Origin of the sequence: Solibacillus sp. FSL R5-0449 (assembly GCF_037975215.1) — a bacterium.
GTDB lineage: Bacteria > Bacillota > Bacilli > Bacillales_A > Planococcaceae > Solibacillus.
In genome coordinates this window covers 3,488,222-3,507,001 of the sequence record NZ_CP150239.1, presented here as the reverse complement: position 1 = coordinate 3,507,001, position 18,780 = coordinate 3,488,222, and the positions used below count along the sequence as shown (strand labels likewise).

The 18,780-nt window shown below is 38.8% G+C and carries 20 protein-coding genes; 16 read left to right on the top strand and 4 right to left on the bottom strand.

Annotated elements, in window-relative coordinates:
* Window positions 1–67 precede the first annotated feature (67 nt).
* From MKY27_RS17595 to MKY27_RS17580, 4 genes are all read left to right on the top strand, one after another.
* Window positions 68–1,081 carry a 3-oxoacyl-[acyl-carrier-protein] synthase III C-terminal domain-containing protein gene (locus MKY27_RS17595; protein ID WP_339196639.1) on the top strand — a complete coding sequence of 338 codons (1,014 nt, stop codon included), beginning with the start codon at window positions 68–70 and terminating at the stop codon, window positions 1,079–1,081.
* Window positions 1,082–1,163: 82 nt separating this feature from the next.
* A complete protein-coding gene (locus tag MKY27_RS17590; protein ID WP_339196637.1) occupies window positions 1,164–1,625 on the top strand; it encodes an isoprenylcysteine carboxylmethyltransferase family protein in 462 nt (153 codons plus the stop codon).
* A 195-nt stretch (window positions 1,626–1,820) separates the two neighbouring features.
* The gene (locus MKY27_RS17585; protein WP_339174503.1) at window positions 1,821–2,960 is read left to right on the top strand and encodes a zinc-dependent alcohol dehydrogenase; all 1,140 of its coding nucleotides are present in this window, start codon (window positions 1,821–1,823) and stop codon (window positions 2,958–2,960) included.
* A gap of 164 nt (window positions 2,961–3,124) precedes the next feature.
* Window positions 3,125–3,766 carry a peptidylprolyl isomerase gene (locus tag MKY27_RS17580; RefSeq protein WP_339196636.1) on the top strand — a complete coding sequence of 214 codons (642 nt, stop codon included), beginning with the start codon at window positions 3,125–3,127 and terminating at the stop codon, window positions 3,764–3,766.
* 25 nt (window positions 3,767–3,791) lie between these two features.
* Here MKY27_RS17580 and MKY27_RS17575 read toward each other — a convergent pair whose 3' ends face one another.
* On the bottom strand, window positions 3,792–4,544 hold the full coding sequence (locus MKY27_RS17575; RefSeq protein ID WP_339174500.1) for a DUF2268 domain-containing putative Zn-dependent protease: 753 nt from the start codon (window positions 4,542–4,544) through the stop codon (window positions 3,792–3,794).
* A 100-nt stretch (window positions 4,545–4,644) separates the two neighbouring features.
* On the opposite strand from MKY27_RS17575, the gene MKY27_RS17570 reads away from it, so the two are divergent.
* Window positions 4,645–4,902 (top strand): hypothetical protein, encoded by a 258-nt coding sequence (locus MKY27_RS17570; protein ID WP_339174498.1) that lies wholly within the window; start codon window positions 4,645–4,647, stop codon window positions 4,900–4,902.
* Window positions 4,903–4,942: 40 nt separating this feature from the next.
* Here the strand turns inward: MKY27_RS17570 and MKY27_RS17565 are convergent, their stop codons facing one another.
* Entirely contained in the window at window positions 4,943–5,791 is an 849-nt protein-coding gene (locus tag MKY27_RS17565; RefSeq protein WP_339196633.1) for a DegV family protein, read from the bottom strand.
* 523 nt (window positions 5,792–6,314) lie between these two features.
* Between MKY27_RS17565 and mqo the strand changes: the two genes are divergently transcribed.
* The 8 genes from mqo (at window position 6,315) to MKY27_RS17525 (ending at window position 13,870) form a co-directional block, all read left to right on the top strand.
* Window positions 6,315–7,799 carry a malate dehydrogenase (quinone) gene (mqo, locus tag MKY27_RS17560; protein ID WP_339196630.1) on the top strand — a complete coding sequence of 495 codons (1,485 nt, stop codon included), beginning with the start codon at window positions 6,315–6,317 and terminating at the stop codon, window positions 7,797–7,799.
* A 101-nt stretch (window positions 7,800–7,900) separates the two neighbouring features.
* Window positions 7,901–8,380 (top strand): methylated-DNA--[protein]-cysteine S-methyltransferase, encoded by a 480-nt coding sequence (locus MKY27_RS17555; RefSeq protein ID WP_339196627.1) that lies wholly within the window; start codon window positions 7,901–7,903, stop codon window positions 8,378–8,380.
* A 44-nt stretch (window positions 8,381–8,424) separates the two neighbouring features.
* On the top strand, window positions 8,425–9,030 hold the full coding sequence (locus MKY27_RS17550; protein ID WP_339196624.1) for a class I SAM-dependent methyltransferase: 606 nt from the start codon (window positions 8,425–8,427) through the stop codon (window positions 9,028–9,030).
* Window positions 9,031–9,274: 244 nt separating this feature from the next.
* Window positions 9,275–10,486 (top strand): ABC transporter substrate-binding protein, encoded by a 1,212-nt coding sequence (locus MKY27_RS17545; protein ID WP_339174491.1) that lies wholly within the window; start codon window positions 9,275–9,277, stop codon window positions 10,484–10,486.
* A 78-nt stretch (window positions 10,487–10,564) separates the two neighbouring features.
* Complete coding sequence (locus MKY27_RS17540) at window positions 10,565–11,440, top strand: branched-chain amino acid ABC transporter permease (RefSeq protein WP_339174490.1); 876 nt, start codon at window positions 10,565–10,567, stop codon at window positions 11,438–11,440.
* A 9-nt stretch (window positions 11,441–11,449) separates the two neighbouring features.
* Complete coding sequence (locus MKY27_RS17535; RefSeq protein WP_339174489.1) at window positions 11,450–12,388, top strand: branched-chain amino acid ABC transporter permease; 939 nt, start codon at window positions 11,450–11,452, stop codon at window positions 12,386–12,388.
* Window positions 12,385–13,161, top strand: a complete 777-nt coding sequence (locus tag MKY27_RS17530; protein ID WP_339196622.1) for an ABC transporter ATP-binding protein — start codon at window positions 12,385–12,387, stop codon at window positions 13,159–13,161. The genes MKY27_RS17535 and MKY27_RS17530 overlap by 4 nt, the downstream gene beginning before the upstream one ends.
* 1 nt (window position 13,162) lies before the next feature.
* A complete protein-coding gene (locus MKY27_RS17525; protein ID WP_339174485.1) occupies window positions 13,163–13,870 on the top strand; it encodes an ABC transporter ATP-binding protein in 708 nt (235 codons plus the stop codon).
* Between the two features lie 68 nt (window positions 13,871–13,938).
* Here the strand turns inward: MKY27_RS17525 and MKY27_RS17520 are convergent, their stop codons facing one another.
* Together MKY27_RS17520 and rluF are read right to left on the bottom strand one after the other, a co-directional pair.
* Window positions 13,939–14,664 carry a hypothetical protein gene (locus MKY27_RS17520; protein ID WP_339196620.1) on the bottom strand — a complete coding sequence of 242 codons (726 nt, stop codon included), beginning with the start codon at window positions 14,662–14,664 and terminating at the stop codon, window positions 13,939–13,941.
* A gap of 49 nt (window positions 14,665–14,713) precedes the next feature.
* Entirely contained in the window at window positions 14,714–15,418 is a 705-nt protein-coding gene (rluF, locus tag MKY27_RS17515) for a 23S rRNA pseudouridine(2604) synthase RluF (protein WP_339196617.1), read from the bottom strand.
* Window positions 15,419–15,770: 352 nt separating this feature from the next.
* Between rluF and adh the strand changes: the two genes are divergently transcribed.
* From adh to MKY27_RS17500, 3 genes are all read left to right on the top strand, one after another.
* Window positions 15,771–17,297, top strand: coding sequence for an aldehyde dehydrogenase (adh, locus tag MKY27_RS17510; protein WP_339196614.1), 1,527 nt, complete (start codon window positions 15,771–15,773; stop codon window positions 17,295–17,297).
* Between the two features lie 17 nt (window positions 17,298–17,314).
* Window positions 17,315–17,671 carry a DUF779 domain-containing protein gene (locus MKY27_RS17505; RefSeq protein ID WP_339196611.1) on the top strand — a complete coding sequence of 119 codons (357 nt, stop codon included), beginning with the start codon at window positions 17,315–17,317 and terminating at the stop codon, window positions 17,669–17,671.
* Between the two features lie 116 nt (window positions 17,672–17,787).
* Window positions 17,788–18,762 carry a DUF4003 family protein gene (locus MKY27_RS17500; RefSeq protein WP_339196609.1) on the top strand — a complete coding sequence of 325 codons (975 nt, stop codon included), beginning with the start codon at window positions 17,788–17,790 and terminating at the stop codon, window positions 18,760–18,762.
* Window positions 18,763–18,780: the final 18 nt, after the last annotated feature.

Below are 18,780 nucleotides of genomic sequence, written 5' to 3'. Positions count from 1 at the left end.
TCCAAAAATTGCTTCAGTTAGTACTCATACACCGCCTTTCACATTAGCTCAGACAAATATTGAGCAATTGACGAAAGAGCTTTTCCAACATAAAATTCCGAAGTTAGAACGATTATTGAAAGTTTTTGAGAATGGTGAAATAAAAACACGGAATTTATGTGTTTCACCTGAATGGTACCGTGAAGTACATACATTTGAAGAACGCAATGAGCTTTATATAAAACTGGCTACCGAATACAGTGTCGAAGTTATAAAAAAATGTTTATCAAACCGTTCCTTTTTACAACAGGACCTATCTACAGAAGATATTGATGCCATTATTTTCATCAGTAGTACAGGCATATCAACGCCAAGTATTGATGCCCGTGTTATGAATGTACTCCCTTTTTCCAATGAAGTGGTCAGAATTCCGATATGGGGGCTTGGCTGTGCAGGGGGAGCGGCAGGTATTAGCAGGGCGTATGACTATTGTAAAGCACATCCGGACGCCAAGGTGCTTGTCGTCTGTGTTGAACTATGCAGTCTTACATTCCAGAAAGATGATTATTCTAAAAGTAACCTCGTTGGTACTTCCTTATTTGCTGATGGAGCGGCTTGTGCCCTTGTATGCGGCGATGATGTCGAGCTAGAGCAGAATGGACCAATTCCATATATTAAAGGACGTGGCTCAAAGTGGATGCCGGACTCTGAAGATGTAATGGGTTGGGATGTAAAAAATAGCGGTTTGCATGTTGTATTTTCAAAGAGCATTCCGGTCATTATTTCTAAGTGGCTTGGGCCGTTTATTCATGAATTTTTAAATAAGCACGATGTTTCACCAGAACAAATTGTAAATTTTGTAGCACATCCCGGGGGGAAAAAAGTGTTACAAGCTTACGAGGAAACGTTGAATTTAACAACGGAACACACAGATGTTTCACGTGAAATATTACAGAAAAATGGAAATATGTCTTCTCCGACAGTTCTGTATGTTTTGGAGCAATTTATGTTAAATGAAAAAAGAGCGGATACTCTAGGACTATTAGTTGCACTAGGGCCTGGCTTTAGTGGAGAAGTCGTATTGTTGGAATGGAGGGAGTAAGCTGGTTTTTTATATTGTACTAGCTTTTGTAATTATTCAAAGATTAGTTGAGCTGGTTGTTGCAAAGAGAAATGAAAAATTAATGCTTGCTAAAGGAGCATACGAAGTAGGTGCTTCTCATTATCCATTCATGATTTTATTGCATACGAGCTTTTTCGTAAGCCTTCTTATTGAAGTAGTATTTTTCAGCGGACAATTTACACCCCATTATATTTGGCTCGTTTTATTTTTATTGCTGCAGATGTTAAGAGTATGGTGTCTAGTTTCACTAGGGTCTTTCTGGAATACGAAAATTATTATTTTACCGGGAGCGAATGTAGTTGCAAAGGGGCCATATTCTTTTATCCGTCATCCGAACTATTTGGTCGTATGTTTAGAAATTGCTATATTGCCACTAATGTTTCAGGCGTATTTTACAGCTATTTGTTTCACCATATTAAATTTTATTATCCTGTCTGTTCGCATTCCGATGGAGGAAAAAGCTCTGAAAGAAGGCACAGATTATACAACTTACTTAGAACGTAATAATGTAAAGCAATCGTAAATTGAAGCACGAATCCAATTAAACTGTTCCTCAACTGTTAGACACCTTTAATAATTGAGAAACAGTTTTTTTATGTTTGGCAATCGGTCAAACAACCATTAATAGTATGTATATTTTTTTAACTGGGGGGTATATACATACAGAATGACTTTACGAAGTTTAATTCTAATACTTTATCTACCAGGAGGGGTCTTTTTGAAAGCAGTAACGTATCAAGGTGCCAAAAAAGTAGAAGTAAAAGAAGTTCCGGATGCAAAAATTGAAAAGCCAGATGATATTATTGTACGCATTACCTCAACTGCCATTTGCGGATCGGATCTGCATATTTATCGTGGAGCTGTTCCGGCGCGAGAGGATTTTGTAATTGGACATGAGCCTATGGGGATTGTGGAAGAAGTAGGACCTGACGTAACAAAGGTTAAAAAAGGGGACCGTGTTGTTATTCCTTTTAACGTTGCTTGCGGCGAGTGTTTCTACTGTCAAAATCAGTTGGAAAGTCAATGTGATAATGCCAATGAAAATCCAGCACTTGATTCCGGCGCATATTTTGGATATACAGAGCGCTACGGTAACTTCCCGGGTGGGCAGGCAGAATATTTGCGTGTACCATACGGAAACTTCATACCATTTAAAGTACCTGACAACTGTGAACTGGAAGATGAGGCATTGCTATTTATATCTGATGTATTGCCTACAGCCTATTGGAGTGTGGAACATTCAGGTGTTAAAAAGGGCGATACGGTTATTGTATTAGGTTCTGGGCCAATCGGGTTAATGGTTCAGAAGTTTGCATGGATGAAAGGTGCGAAGCGTGTAATGGTAGTGGATCCTTTAAACTATCGTTTAGAGCATGCAAAACGTACAAATAATGTTGAAATCTTCAACTTCGATGATTTTGACGATGTAGGAAGTCATCTGCATGAGCTTACACATGGAGGAGCCGATGTAGTTATTGACTGTGTTGGTATGGATGGGAAAATGTCTCTTGTAGAAAAGGCACAGCAAAAGCTGAAACTTCAAGGGGGAACACTTAGTGCCATTGATGTTGGAATTAAGGCTGTCCGAAAATTCGGTACAATCCAGCTTACAGGTGTGTATGGTTCAAAATATAATATGTTCCCATTAGGCAATATTTTCGAACGTAATGTAACCGTGAAAACAGGACAAGCACCGGCAATTCATTACAGTCCGATGCTTTATGAAATGGTTGCTGAAGGGAAGATTGATCCAACAGAAATCATTACTCATAAAGTACCATTATCTGAGGCAAGTGAAGCATATAAGAAATTCCATGACCATGAAGATCAAAGCATTAAATTTATTTTAAAACCTTAATTCTCTTTTCAGTGAATTTAAATAATAACATTCTCTATAACATCTAAAACATTGCAACGGTTATGTTTTAGATGTTTTTTATTGAAAATGATGTTTCCTGGAGATGCCTGCGTTTATACTTCCGTAGTATGATGGAAGTATGTTGGAAAAGGAGATGAATTTAAGTGAAGAAGTTTTATCAGATGGTTTTATTTACAATGCTAATCGCCATTTTAGCAGCATGCGGTAAGGAAACGGCGGACAATAAAGAGCAGGAAAGTACTGTGAATTATGCTGAGGAAGTCGCAGAAAATCCAATTGTTACGATTACAATGGAAAATGATGAAAAGATTGTTATTGAGCTTGAACCAAAAACAGCTCCAAATACAGTGGCCAATTTTATCACACTTGTGGAAGATGGATTTTATGATGGCCTGATTTTCCACCGTGTCATTCCCGGTTTTATGATACAAGGCGGGGATCCGGATGGGACAGGTATGGGTGGTCCTGATTATGCAATTAAAGGGGAATTTACATCAAACGGATTTGAAAATACATTAACACATGAGCGTGGTGTAATTTCAATGGCCCGTTCCCAAGATCCGGATTCGGCAGGCTCACAATTCTTTATCATGACGGAGCAGGCAACACATTTGGATGGTGACTATGCAGCATTCGGCAAGGTAATTGAAGGAATGGAAACGGTCGATGAGATTGTTTCTGCTGAACGCGGAGCTAATGATAGACCGATGGAAGATCAAAAGATGAAAACAGTTGAAGTAGACACGAAAGGCTTTGATTATCCGGAGCCTGTCGTTCAAAAATAATATGTAAGGGAGTAGCCGTAATGAATTATTCGGTTACTCCCTTTTTCCATCCTGCACCTTCCAGCAAACTATGTGATGGCATGGACAGCAATTGTTTTACGTCATAAGGGCCTTTCTTTTGTAAAAAAGCTTCAACTAACCGATAACCAGTACAATATCCGATCCAAGGGGGTAAATTTAATGCCGTGTCCCCGAATAAAAAAGCTTGATGTGCATGTAAACCCGGTACATGTAAAGCTTTGGTGAAATGAGTATCCCAATAACTTAATACTTCCTCCATAGAATACCGCTTCGTCCAGGAACTTAATGCATATTCTCCATACAAGCTTTCCACCGCATGCTCGGCAAGTCCTTCCATAAGCAATGAATCAAGCAATGTAGGGGGTTCTATTAAAAATCTGCGCCTGCAAATATGATGATATTCATGGGTAAGCAGGGCATGAAGTTCTTTTATTGTGACGCGGGGTGAAACATACAAACAAATACCATAAGGATAGGCAACACCATTTTTCACAAACCCGTTTTTTATCGGCAAAATCGCAACTGGTATATCAGGTCCATCCCATAAACGTATCAACTCTTCTAATAATCTTTTTGATATTTGCCAAACATCCAGTGTTAAGTGGAGCTCATCATGTTGAAGCAACCCTTGCTGTAAAAGTTCAAATTGAACGGCCTCTGGCGGAAATCGAGGGAAAATGGATTGGATGATCGGATAGGCTGCCAGTTCACGGTGTTCTGTTTTTTTAAATAATAATTTTGTATCAAGAATAGGCATGACATTCTCCTTTTTCTTAGTGTATGAACTAGACGATGCGCATGTATGTGCAAAAAGCTTGAACATATAGTAGAAAAACTTACAGAAAGGAGGAGAACTTATGAGTCACCAAGAGGCGTATGATTTGTGCTGCAAACATCACGGGAAACGTGTGAGAATAAATGATAATAAAGGAAATGTCCATGTTGGAAGAATTACAAAAGTAGACAATCGTATGGTTTGGATTATGCCTGATAGAGCGGGCTATGGGATTGGATTCTGGGGATTTGGTGGAGGATATGGAGCACCAGGATTTGGTTATGGCATTGCATTAGGAGCAATTACAGGCATTGCTTTAGCATCAATCTTTTTCTGGTAAAAATAAAAAGGCTGACACAAAAATTGTGCCAGCCTTTATGTTATTTATCATTTGTAAAGTAAATTCCGACTGTGCCGCGGCCGACATGCGCACCGATTACAGAGCCGATTGTTGTTGTTTCAATTGCTTTAGGCTGAATCTTTTCTTCAATTGCAACTTTCACTTCATGCATCAGTTCCTCATCGTTACTATGAGAAATACCGACAATCTTATTCGTGAAGTCACCGCCACGTTCTTTCATAATATCTGTCATACGATTAATCGCTTTTTTGAATCCACGTGTTTTTTCTATTGGTACAAGCTTGCCATCATCCATATTTAAAATAGGCTTAATATTAAGCAATCCACCCATAAATGCGCTCGCTTTTGAAACACGGCCGCCTTTAGCTAAGTGGTTTAAATCGCCTACTGTAAATAAATGTTCCATTGAATTGGCCATTGCTGTCAATTTTTCAACAGCTTCATTAAATTCAATACCAAATTTATTTAAACGTACAGCTTCTTTTACTACTAAGCCTTGACCATAAGAAGCACATTTCGTATCAATAACTTCTAATTTCAAGTCCGGATAACTTTCCAATACTTGATTTTTTGCCAAAATAGCTGTTTGGCAAGTACCAGACAATTCAGATGAAAAGGCAATATAAACTCCCTCTTCTCCGGATTTTGCTAATTCTTCGAAAGCGTTAATAAATACTTCTAATGAAACTTGTGATGTTTTAAGTTGCTCACCTTCAGCAATTGCCGCATATACCTGGTCAGTTGTGATGCCAATAATGTCATCATACTCTACACCTTTCACTAATACGCGTAACGGAAAAAGATGCACTTCTTCAGTATCAAAAAATGATTTCGGTAAGTCAGAACCACTGTCCGTAAATATTTTCATAAACATCCCCCTTATCTCACTCTGATTGATTTTAGTTTTAAATTAAATTATGAACTATTTACATTTGTCATGTATTTCTTATGATAACTGTACTTATTATATAGTTTATGCAAAGAGCGATGCCTACTATTCTTACAAAATATTGCCGATATTTCAAGTTGATCTTAATAGAAATTCCATTAAATAAAAAGTATAGTCTTCTCATTGTAGCATAACTTAAAATAGACAAAATAGTTAGAAAAAAGTTGTTGGAAAATAAAGAAAACATAAATAAATGATTTTTGAGCTTCTACAAAATATGCTTAAAAATGTTTTACCTTTTCTCGCAAAAGACAACCTTTTCACTTGCTGGGCATGTCGCAGTTTGTATATATTTTAATCTTTTCACAATTGTGTTACACTACAATAAGGTAATAAATGATATAGAATCAATGGAATCGTCTCCTATATAGGGTTGTCGATAATAGAATAGAGCGCTTACATTATTCTAAAAATCTTAATATATATGTAAGGGAAGGTAAAAATGAGTAACAAGCATATCAAATCAGACGTTATCTTAATTGGTGCCGGAATTATGAGTGCTACTTTAGGTACAATGCTTAAAGAATTAGCACCGGATTGGAAGATCAAAGTATTTGAGAACTTAGCTAAAGCTGGTGAAGAAAGCTCTCACGAATTAAACAATGCCGGAACTGGGCATGCCGCTTTATGTGAGCTTAACTACACAAGCGAGAAGAAAGACGGAACAATCGATATTACTAAAGCGATTAACGTTAACACACAATTCCAAGATTCACTACAATTTTGGACTCACTTAGTTAACACAAAGCAAATCGAGAAACCGGAAGAATTCATTATGCCATTGCCACATATGAGTATGGTACAAGGTGCTAGCAATGTTGAGTACCTTAAAAAGCGTCATGCAGCAATGACAGCGAATCCATTATTCGAAGGTATGGAATTCTCAGATGATCCTGAAACACTAAAACAATGGATCCCTTTAATTATGAACGAACGTACATCAACTGAACCAATTGCTGCAACGAAAATTGATTCTGGTACGGATGTTAACTTTGGGGCGTTAACTCGTACGTTAATCTCGAACTTACAAAAGCAAGATGTAGATGTAAACTACAACCATAATGTTTTAGATGTAAAACGTTTAAAAGATGGTTCTTGGGAAGTAAAAGTTCACAACAAAGAAAACAGCAAAGTTGAATACCACACTGCGAAGTTTGTATTCCTTGGTGCTGGTGGTGGTAGCCTTGAGTTACTACAAAAATCTGGTATCCCTGAATCAAAACATATCGGTGGATTCCCGATCTCTGGTTTATTCTTAGTTTGTAACAATGAAGAAGTTGTTAACCAACACCATGCAAAAGTATACGGTAAAGCAGCGGTTGGTGCGCCACCGATGTCTGTACCACACTTAGATACTCGTTATATCGATGGTAAAAAATCATTATTATTCGGACCATTTGCAGGCTTCTCTCCGAAGTTCTTAAAAACAGGTTCAAATATGGATTTATTTGCTTCAATCAAACCACATAACTTAATGACACTACTTGCTTGTGGTGTGAAAGAAATGTCGTTGAGCAAATATTTAGTTTCTCAATTAGTTCTTTCGAAAGAAGCACGTATGAACGAGTTACGTCAATTCATTCCTACTGCTAAGTCAGAGGACTGGGAAATCAGTGTTGCTGGCCAACGTGTTCAGGTTATTAAAGACACTGACGCTGGTAAAGGTACATTACAATTCGGTACTGAAGTTGTAACTGCACACGACGGTTCAATTGCAGCATTATTAGGTGCATCTCCAGGTGCTTCTACAGCTGTATCTGTTATGTTAAAAGTGATCAACCAATGCTTCCCAGAAGAAATGAAAGCATGGGAGCCTAAGATTAAGGAAATGATTCCATCTTACGGTGAAAACTTAGTCGAAAATACAGAACTTCTTAAAGAAGTACATGAAACAACAACGAAAGCTTTAGGTTTAAACAAAGCATAATTGTTAATAGGAAGAACCTTTAATCATTGTCGGATTAAAGGTTCTTTTTTTAATGAAGAAATTACGCTATAGTAAATTTGTAGAAAAGAAGGAGGGATACGATGTATAAATTAGATTATGCTTCACCAATAGGTATTATTGAAATTACAGGCACCGAATATTTTATAACATCGGTATTATTTGCAGAACGAGAAGAAATGCTCAACCTCCCGGCTGATGATACCCCTCAGCATTTACTGGACTGCTATACAGAACTGGATGAATATTTTAAAGGCCAGCGCAAAGACTTTTCGGTACTTTATAAATTACAGGGAACAATGTTTCAAACGTCAGTATGGCAAGCATTAACTACTGTTCCTTACGGAAATACCGCATCCTATAAAGAAATTGCTCTAAAGATTGAAAATGAAAAAGCAGTTCGGGCAGTTGGGATGACAAACAGTAAAAATGTGATAAGTATTATTGTCCCTTGCCACCGGGTTATCGGACAAAACGGGAAACTTACAGGATATGCAGGCGGTTTATGGAGAAAGCAATGGCTGCTTGAACATGAGCTAAAATACAGCTTTAATTTAAATTAACGTTATAGTAACATAAAATTTCAATATACTTGTGAGGTGAACGAATGAACGAACAGCAATATGATCATATGCTAAACATTCAAACAACCGGTTATCAATACGGTTTTCCAAAACTAGCAAAATACCATCGCTATGAACCAACACCTTACAGCGGGCTTGAACAATTATTCGAATGCTACGAGTTACCGGATAATGCACGTTTTCTGGATATCGGATGCGGCAAAGGGCGAGTTCCTATTTATATATATCATCGCTTCCATATTCCCGTTATCGGTATTGAAATGGATCAGAAGTTTTTTACGGAAGCCATGCATAATGCAGAACAATACTTAAGAAAGGTAAAGAAGAAGCAAGCACCGATCCGATTTTTGAATATCATTGCCGAAACATATGAAATTACGAAGCACGATAATGTCTTTTTCTTCTTTAACCCCTTCTCAATCCATGTATTTCGTGAGTTTATGAAACATGTTATGGACTCAATCCTTGTTAATCCCCGATTGGTAGATATTATTTTATATTATCCATCTCCTGAATATATGGATTATCTGCAACAAGAGCAGTCACTTCAATGCTATTTAGATATAAAATTACGCCATGAAAAAAATGAAAATGAACGTATCGTCGTTTTTCGGATCCCGGAAAAATAAACGGCGATTTTTTTATTACCAGAAACTATTAGACTGTAAATTTTGAATACATAAAATAAACAGAATAATCGTACTAGACTAATAATTGCTATTCGTTTACAATACAGAAGTTGGAATAATTGTTTATATTATTCTCGTAAATTTTATTCTGAATATTGAAAATTTAGATTGTACGAATGTAGGGTATTAGTTATAATTATCAGAAATATCAAACATTTGGAGTATGACTAAGGGGGAAATGATGATGACAAATCACAAAAAGACAAAAAAGTATGGTTCATTATTCATGGCAACAGCATTATTAACAGGGGTATTAGCTGGATGCGGTGATGATACCTCTAGTTCTTCAGGATCAGGTGGCGGCGGCAATGCAGCTGGCGACACAATTAAAATCGGAGCAAACTTAGAATTATCAGGTGCTGTAGCTTCTTACGGATCATCGATTAATGATGGTGCAAAATTAGCGATTGAAGAAATTAATGCAGCAGGCGGTATAGATGGTAAAAAACTGGAGTATATTCCAGTCGACAATAAATCAGAAACAGCTGAGGCAACTTCTGCTGCGATGAAATTGGCAGAACAGGAAAAGGTAGTGGCAATGTTGGCGCCGGCTACTTCAGGTAACTCGGTTGCAACAGTACAAATTGCAGCACAGCATAAAGTTCCAATGGTTACAGGCTCAGGTACTGCGCCAAATGTAACGGTAAATGATGACGGTTCAATTAATGAATATGCATTCCGTACATGTTTCATCGATCCATTCCAAGGGACGGTAGCAGCAAACTTCGCGACTAATGAACTAGAAGCGAAAAACGTAGCTATTTTCGCGGATAACGCTTCAGATTATGCAAAAGGTTTAGCGGCATCATTCAAAGAGACGATTTCTGCAAATGGTGGAACAGTAGTCGCTGAAGAGGCGTATGTTGCAAAGGACGTAGACTTTAAATCTCAATTAACAAACATTAAAGGGAAAAATCCTGATTTCATTTTCATCCCTGGATACTATGAAGAAGTAGGGATTATCGTAAAACAAGCCCGTGAATTAGGTATTACCGTTCCGTTAATGGGTGCTGACGGTTGGGATTCGCCAACATTAATCGAATTAGCTGGTGCTGACGCGTTAAATAATACGTTTATTACGAACCACTACTCATCTGAAGATCCGGATTCAAAAATTCAGGACTTCGTTAAAGCATTTAATGATGAGTACAGCCAATCACCAAATGCTTTCCATGCATTAGGCTATGATTCTATTTACTTTATCGTAGATGCGATCAAACGTGTAGATGGAGACATTACAGGTGAAGCGATTCAGAAGCAGCTTGCAGCAACGAAAGATTTAAGCTTAGTAACAGGTACTTTCACAGTTGACGAAAACCACAACCCAGTAAAATCAGCAACAGTTCTAGAATTCGTAGACGGCAAACAACAGTTCAACTCTAAAGTTAATCCTTAATTTTTTACGAGTAAGGGGGGCGGAACTAGCCTCCCTTTTTTTTTTCATACATTAATAGAGAAAAAAGGAGTGAACTGTATGGAATGGATTCAACAATTAGTGAATGGTATTTCGCTAGGTAGTATTTATGCTCTAATCGCACTAGGCTATACGATGGTATACGGAATTATTAAGCTCATCAATTTTGCCCACGGTGACGTTTTCATGCTTGGTGCTTTTATCGGCTTTTATGCCATTGCACGTTGGGAAATGAATGTCTTTTTAGCACTTATTCTTGCAATGATATTATGTGCTGTCATCGGTGTAATTATAGAGCGTGTCGCTTATAAACGACTGCGTAACGCAACCCGAATCGCAGCTCTTATTACGGCAATCGGTGTCTCACTGTTAATCGAGTATACGGTAATTTTCTTTAGAGGTCCTTCTCCAGAGGCGTATCCGACAGTATTTGCAACGAAGAACATTGAAATTTTCGGTGCACAGATCAGTACACTGGCAATTTTTATTTTATCGGTTTCGATTTTCTTAATGATCTTATTACAATTCATTGTTCATAAAACAAAAATCGGTAAGGCGATGCGCGCCGTTTCCCATGATGCAGATGCAGCTCGCTTAATGGGCATTAACGTAGATAATACGATTTCAGCGACATTTGCAATTGGTTCTGCATTGGCAGGAGCTGCAGGCGTAATTTTTGGTATTTACTACACACGTATCGATCCGCTAATGGGGATTATGCCTGGTATTAAAGCTTTCATTGCAGCTGTTTTAGGTGGTATTGGCATTATTCCTGGGGCAATGGTAGGCGGTCTTGTACTAGGGGTTGTTGAAACAGTTGTTTCGGCGCTCGGATATTCATTATGGCGAGATGCAGCCGCATTTGTCATTCTGATTTTAATTCTAATATTACGTCCAGCGGGTATTTTCGGTAAAAATACGCGCGAGAAAGTGTAGGTGAACAGCATGAAAAAATCGAAAATCTTTTGGGGTTATGCCGTCCTAGCACTTGTGATTTATGCAGTTGTACAATTAATGATTTCCAACGGTGTCATCCAGTTCTACTATCAAAATATGTTCATCGCAATGTGTATCAATGTTATTTTAGCGGTAAGTTTACACGTCATTATCGGGGTTACAGGTCAGTTTTCGATAGGGCATGCAGGTTTCCTGGCTGTCGGAGCTTACATATCGGCTATTTGTACAATGAAATTTGGCATGCCATTTATTACAGCCATTTTAATCGGTGCTATTGTGGCAGCACTTGCCGGATTACTTGTAGGTATTCCATCGCTTCGTTTAAAAGGCGACTACCTGGCGATTGCAACGCTTGGGTTTGCTGAAATCATCCGTATTGTATTTGTAAATACAGATTATGTAGGTGGTGCAGCAGGCTTGCAAGTTGCCCATCAGTCTACATGGACATATGCCTTTTTCGCGACATTCATTACGATACTCGTCATCTCCAACTTTACGAATTCACGCCATGGTCGTGCGTGTATCTCGATACGGGAAGACGAAATTGCCGCAGACGCAATGGGAATCAACACAACGTATTACAAAGTTGTCGCATTTGCAATCGGTTCGTTCTTCGCCGGAGTGGCAGGTGCCATCTATGCTCACAACTATTATATTATCCAGCCGACTGCGTTCGGGTTTTTAAAATCATTTGATATTTTAATATTCGTTGTATTGGGTGGTTTGGGAAGTTTATCCGGTTCTGTTATAGCAGCAATCTTACTGACTTTCGTTTCTACGTATTTACAGGACTTCCCGGAAACGAGGATGATTATTTACTCACTGATTTTAATTTTAGTTATGCTTTATCGCCCAACAGGCTTATTAGGCTCAAAAGAGATCACAGCATACTTAAAATTTGGTAAAAAAGGAGGTTCACGCGTATGAGCAGTGCACTTCTAAAAGTAGAAAATCTGGGTATTCAGTTTGGCGGTTTAAAAGCTGTTCAAAATGTAGAAATGCATATGAATCAAGGAGAGTTGATAGGTTTAATCGGTCCGAATGGTGCAGGGAAAACAACAACGTTTAATATGCTGACGGGTGTATATGCACCTACGGAAGGCACGATTCTATTCAATGGAAAGTCAATAGGCGGCTTGGATCCATTTAAAGTAACACGACAAGGGATTAGCCGGACATTCCAGAATATCCGCCTGTTTAAAGAGTTATCAGTACTGGATAATGTAAAAGTCGCAAACCATGGTTTGGCAAAACATAATTTAGTTTCGAGCATATTCCGTTTACCTAGTCATTTTAGTGGCGAAGAGAAAATGGAACAGGAATCCTTGGCATTTTTGAAAATATTCGGGCTTGATGTATACCGGGATGAGCTTGCGAAAAACTTGCCTTACGGAATGCAGCGTCGTCTGGAAATCGCACGGGCATTGGCTGCTGCACCAAAGCTATTATTGCTGGATGAGCCTGCAGCCGGAATGAATGCAAAGGAAACACACGATTTAATGGAGCTTATCGCCTTCATTCGTAAAGAATTTGATTTAACGATTTTATTGATCGAACATGATATGAACTTAGTTATGGGGATTTGCGAACGGATTTACGTGCTTGATCACGGACAATTGATTGCTGATGGGACACCTGATGAAATACGTTCAAACCCGAAAGTTATTGAAGCGTACTTAGGTGAGGAGGTTACAGAATAATATGCTAATAATCAATGATATCGATGTCTTCTATGGTAATATCCAAGCATTGAAAGGAATCTCCCTCGAAGTAAAAGAAGGTGAAATAGTCACACTGATCGGTGCCAATGGGGCAGGGAAAAGTACATTGCTCAAAACGATTTCAGGTTTACTGAAACCTAAGCGCGGCTCGATTGAATATTTAGGTGCGGCAATTGATGGAAAGCCGGCACAGTCCATTGTGAAGGCAGGAATTTCCCATGTACCGGAAGGCCGTCGTGTATTCTCGAATATGACAGTGGAAGAAAATCTGGAATTGGGTGCCTATTTACGAAGTGACAGAGAGGCTATAAAGAAAGATTTAAACCATGTATTTGAGTTATTCCCTCGTCTGTTAGAACGACGCAAGCAGCTTTCAGGAACGTTATCAGGCGGTGAACAGCAAATGCTTGCGATGGGCCGGGCTCTAATGGCTAAGCCGAAGCTGATCATTATGGATGAGCCATCAATGGGTCTTGCACCGCTCATGGTAAAAAATATCTTCAACATTATAGAAATGGTAAACAAGGAAGGTGTGACGGTACTCCTTGTGGAGCAAAACGCACATATGGCGTTATCTGTTGCCCACCGCGCCTATGTTTTGGAAACAGGCAAAATCGTCCTGACCGGTTCAGCAAAAGAACTGCAGGAAAGCGATGAAGTAAGAGCCGCTTATTTAGGCGGATTATAAAATGAAAACAAGTCCGCTACTTTCAAATCGAAAATAGCGGACTTCTTTTATTTAGACTCTTTCAAGGGCTACCAAACGATCGTATCCTTTTCCGGATATTTAAATGTAAGCTCCACTTCATGGAATGATTGCTTTGAAATGCTTGTCACCCCTAAAAGCTGCTGAACAAGTACTTTATACGTCTCATCCTCTGCCAGAAAGCGAAAAGCAAACGATGTCATATGAGCTGCACGCTCTTCTTTGGTTAATGATAAATACTCCAAATTTAAAATATCAACATACTGCGTTGCATACTGATGGAACATAGGAGATTTTGTATGAAGCCTCGTTAAAAATGCCACGTAATGTTCCTTGGTCATGAAAGAGGCAATCGCATCAGCAACGAGTGCCTGAAATTTACGGACCGATGTCACCGCGATGCTCCACTCCGAATTATTTATCGTCTTTTTATAAAGTGAAATAAAATCATTTAATGCCAGTACTGCAAAAATAAGTTCAGGTAATAAAAAGTTGACCCCGTAATAAATATTTCGCTCTGGAATAATGGCATTCATTTTCTTTTTCGTCTCTTTATTCACACCATTCGGCAAAAAATCGATATGGTGTTCGCCTTTGGAAGCCTGGCGCAATTTTAAGCAAAACGATAATAGGCGTTGTCTTACTCCCTCATAATGAAAGTAGCGCTTTTCTTCCCCGATTACTTCATAAATTGCATGAATAATATCATCTAAATCCCAATAGTCTCCACTTACCGTTAATCCTGTTAAGTTTTCGGTTGGTTTAATTGTCAGCATGATGATACCCCCTTTGCATATAAAGGAACCTTCACAATATAAAAAGTCCTTATTGCTTTGGTGTGTAGTTCAGTAACTGGAACAGTTCATTTCGTTCTTTATCTGTAAGGTCACGCCACTGTCCGACTTTTAAATTGCCGATATGAATATTCATAATACGAATGCGCTGTAATCGCTGTACAGAATAGCCGAGAGCAGAACACATGCGGCGAATTTGGCGATTTAACCCTTGCTCTAAAATAATTTTAAATACTTTCGAGGAAACCTTTTCTACTTTGCAAGGTAATGTCGTTGTATCTAGAATTTCCACACCCGAGCTCATATCACGGATAAACTGATCGGTAATCGGCTTGTCCACCTGTACAACATATTCCTTTTCATGATGATTTTCTGCCCGCAAAATTTCATTGACGATATCACCGTCATTTGTAAGAAGCAGTAAGCCTTCTGAATCTTTATCCAGACGTCCGATATGGAAAATACGCAAAGGGTGGTTTACAAAATCCACGACATTTCCTTCGATATGTTTTTCCGTTGTACTTGTAATTCCAACAGGCTTGTTCAGTACGATATAGACTAATTCTTCCTGTCTCTTTACAGGCTTGCCGTCAACTAATACTTCATCGCCTGTTTCAACTTGGCTGCCGTTTGTCGCCACAACCCCATTGATTTTTACACGGCCGTCTTCTACCCATTTATCTGCACCGCGACGTGACACGATACCTGTTTCTGCTAAAAATTTATTGATTCTCATAATTTTTCACCTACTAATAGAATATCTTCAGTATACATGAATATATCTTTAATTTTGTATTACTTCATTTAAAATGACACTTGTTTCTATAGCGAACAAACCTATCTTTACTGGAATTTACCCGTTTTATACATTTTTATAATAGTATTCTCTTTTTTCAGTATAACAGAGTGGCGAATAATAAAATAATCAGAAAATTGTAGTTTAATATTTGAAATGATTCCACTTTTCTGACAATATAGTAGATGAAGATACCTCTCACAGAAGAGTGAGCTTTACAGCATGGATTTCAGCATAACCTTTTTATGAGAAGGTATGGTCACCATAATTTGTGCAAAGGGGAGAGATTTCAATGGCAGCAGTGTATCAAAATCCAAACACGGATGGCGCATTAGTAAATTTCAAGGAGCGTTACGACAACTTTATCGGTGGTAAATGGACACCGCCAGTAAAAGGGGAGTACTTCGACAATATTACTCCTGTAACGGGTAAAGTATTTACCAAAGTGGCGCGCTCTACGGAAGAGGATATCGAGCTTGCTTTAGATGCAGCACATGCAGCAAAAGATGCGTGGGGTAAGACATCAGCAACTGAGCGCTCGAATATTTTACTTAAAATTGCAGATCGTATGGAGCAGAATTTAGAAATGCTGGCCGTTGCAGAAACATGGGATAACGGTAAGGCAGTACGTGAAACATTGAATGCAGATTTACCTTTGGGCATTGATCACTTCCGCTATTTTGCGGGTGCTTTACGCGCACAGGAAGGGTCTCTTAGTCAGATTGATGAAAATACAGTGGCCTATCACTTCCATGAGCCGATTGGTGTCGTTGGACAAATTATTCCATGGAACTTCCCGTTATTGATGGCTGTCTGGAAATTGGCACCTGCATTAGCTGCAGGGAACTGTGTCGTATTAAAACCGGCTGAGCAAACACCGGCATCCATTTTAGTACTTGTTGAGCTAATTGAAGATTTACTTCCGCCAGGTGTGTTGAATGTTGTGAATGGCTTCGGTCTGGAAGCAGGTAAGCCGTTAGCATCAAACCCGCGCATTGGCAAAATAGCGTTTACCGGTGAGACGACGACAGGTCGCCTTATTATGCAATATGCATCACAAAATCTAATTCCGGTTACTCTGGAATTGGGCGGTAAATCACCGAACATTTTCTTTGAAGACATTATGGATGCAGACGATGCATTTTTGGATAAAGCGGTGGAAGGCTTTGTATTATTCGCTTTAAACCAAGGTGAAGTATGTACATGTCCTTCGCGTGCACTTATTCAGGAGTCAATTTACGAGAAATTTATGGAGCGCGTATTAAAGCGTGTAGAAGCAATTAAAACAGGTAACCCTTTAGATACAGATACAATGATGGGTGCTCAAGCATCATCAGAACAAATGGAAAAAATTCAATCTTATTTACAAATCGGTAAAGAAGAAGGGGCAGAATGCTTAATCGGCGGCGAGAAAAATAATCTAGGCGGCGACTTCGCAGAAGGCTACTATATTAAACCGACTGTATTTAAAGGTCACAATAAAATGCGTATTTTCCAAGAGGAGATTTTCGGTCCGGTTGTCGCTGTTACAACATTCAAAACGAAAGAAGAAGCTTTGGAAATCGCAAATGATACATTATACGGATTGGGATCAGGTGTTTGGACACGTGATATGAATACCGCTTACCGCTTCGGCCGTGGTATTCAGGCAGGGCGTGTATGGACAAACTGCTACCATGCATATCCGGCACATGCTGCATTCGGCGGCTACAAGATGAGTGGTATTGGACGCGAAACACATAAAATGATGTTAAGCCACTATCAGCAAACGAAAAACCTTTTAGTAAGCTATGATGAAAACCGCCTAGGCTTCTTCTAAGAGAGGGGGTGCGAAATTTGGTTGAACGCGTTATTGCAACCGATGCAGCACTGCAATTAATCGAGAAGTTGAAAGAACGTCACGGACCGATTATGTTCCATCAATCCGGGGGGTGCTGTGATGGTTCGTCCCCAATGTGTTATCCGGATGGCGATTTAATTATCGGCAACCAGGATATATTGCTTGGTCATATTGGTGGCAGTCCGTTTTATATGCACAAAAACCAATACGATTATTGGAAGCATACACAGATTATTATTGATGTCGTCGATGGACGCGGTGGAATGTTTTCATTGGAAGGCGTGGAAGGGAAGCGCTTTTTATCTAGATCACGGGCCTTCACAAAAGAAGAGCTTGATGAGCTTCAAGTATAATGGTGGAAAAGGGAATGCTGTTGCGACAATCAGCATTCTCTTTTTTTATTGGACATAAGCAAAATTTTTTTACTTCAAAATTTTAGGCGTATAATCATAAGTAGGAGTGTGAACTGATGGATCAAACAGCTTTTATACAATTACTTAAAAACAATAATGAGCGGATGGAGCTATTTTTCGGGTCAGATGTCCAAAGCAATGCCCGCATACCGCTAGCGGTACAATTTACATTTTCACGTGAAACATTTAATGGTCCTTTATTTGAGAAAAATGTAAAAGGTATACATAGTCAAAAATCGAAGCAATCATTTTTTGAGTTTTTCTCTACACCATCAAATAAATCGGTATTAACGTATAAAATGTTAGGGCATTTCGTATTGCATCCGCAGCCTGAACAGGAGCTTCACCGAGTAAGGTCCAATGAAAAGGCATTATTGAGCGCAGGGTTTAAAAGCAGCGGCTATCTACACATTGCATCCCTTTTTTTAACGGACGAAGCACATGCGAAAAGAGCAAAAATTTTACATAATGAGATGAAAAAGCATCATTACTTCCTGACGGGAAAAGATGATATCCCCTACGCGGTTTTACTGACAAAGAAGCAAAGTAATCCAGTTAATCTTGCCGAAACAATGCGGAAATACTATGATGCATTGCACAGCGAAGGATTTAAAAACGGTGATGCCCTGCAGGCAATGACTCAGCTATTGTCATTGTATGATGAAGAATTTCAGCCTGTATTGACTGAATATGTAGTTGCGATGAGGCAGTCATTTATAAATAGTGGTGTGAAAGTGAAGAAAAGATTTTATCCGTATATAGCGTTGCTTGCTGTAGCAGGCGCTACATCAGAAGTTGTCGATGAAATTGTAGAAATGGAAAGGATGCTCGCCAAACTTTCGATGTTTATGGGGATGCAACCGTATGCTTTAATGGTCGCTGTACAATTTGTGCTGAAAAATTTGATTGAAAACGATACATTATCTAATTTCAACGATAGTTTATTATTTATGCAGGCTCTTACAATGAGCGATTATATAGGCGATTTACCATTTCTATTGGCAATCGATATTCTCGATATAATTTTTTAAATTGGGTAAACAATAGTG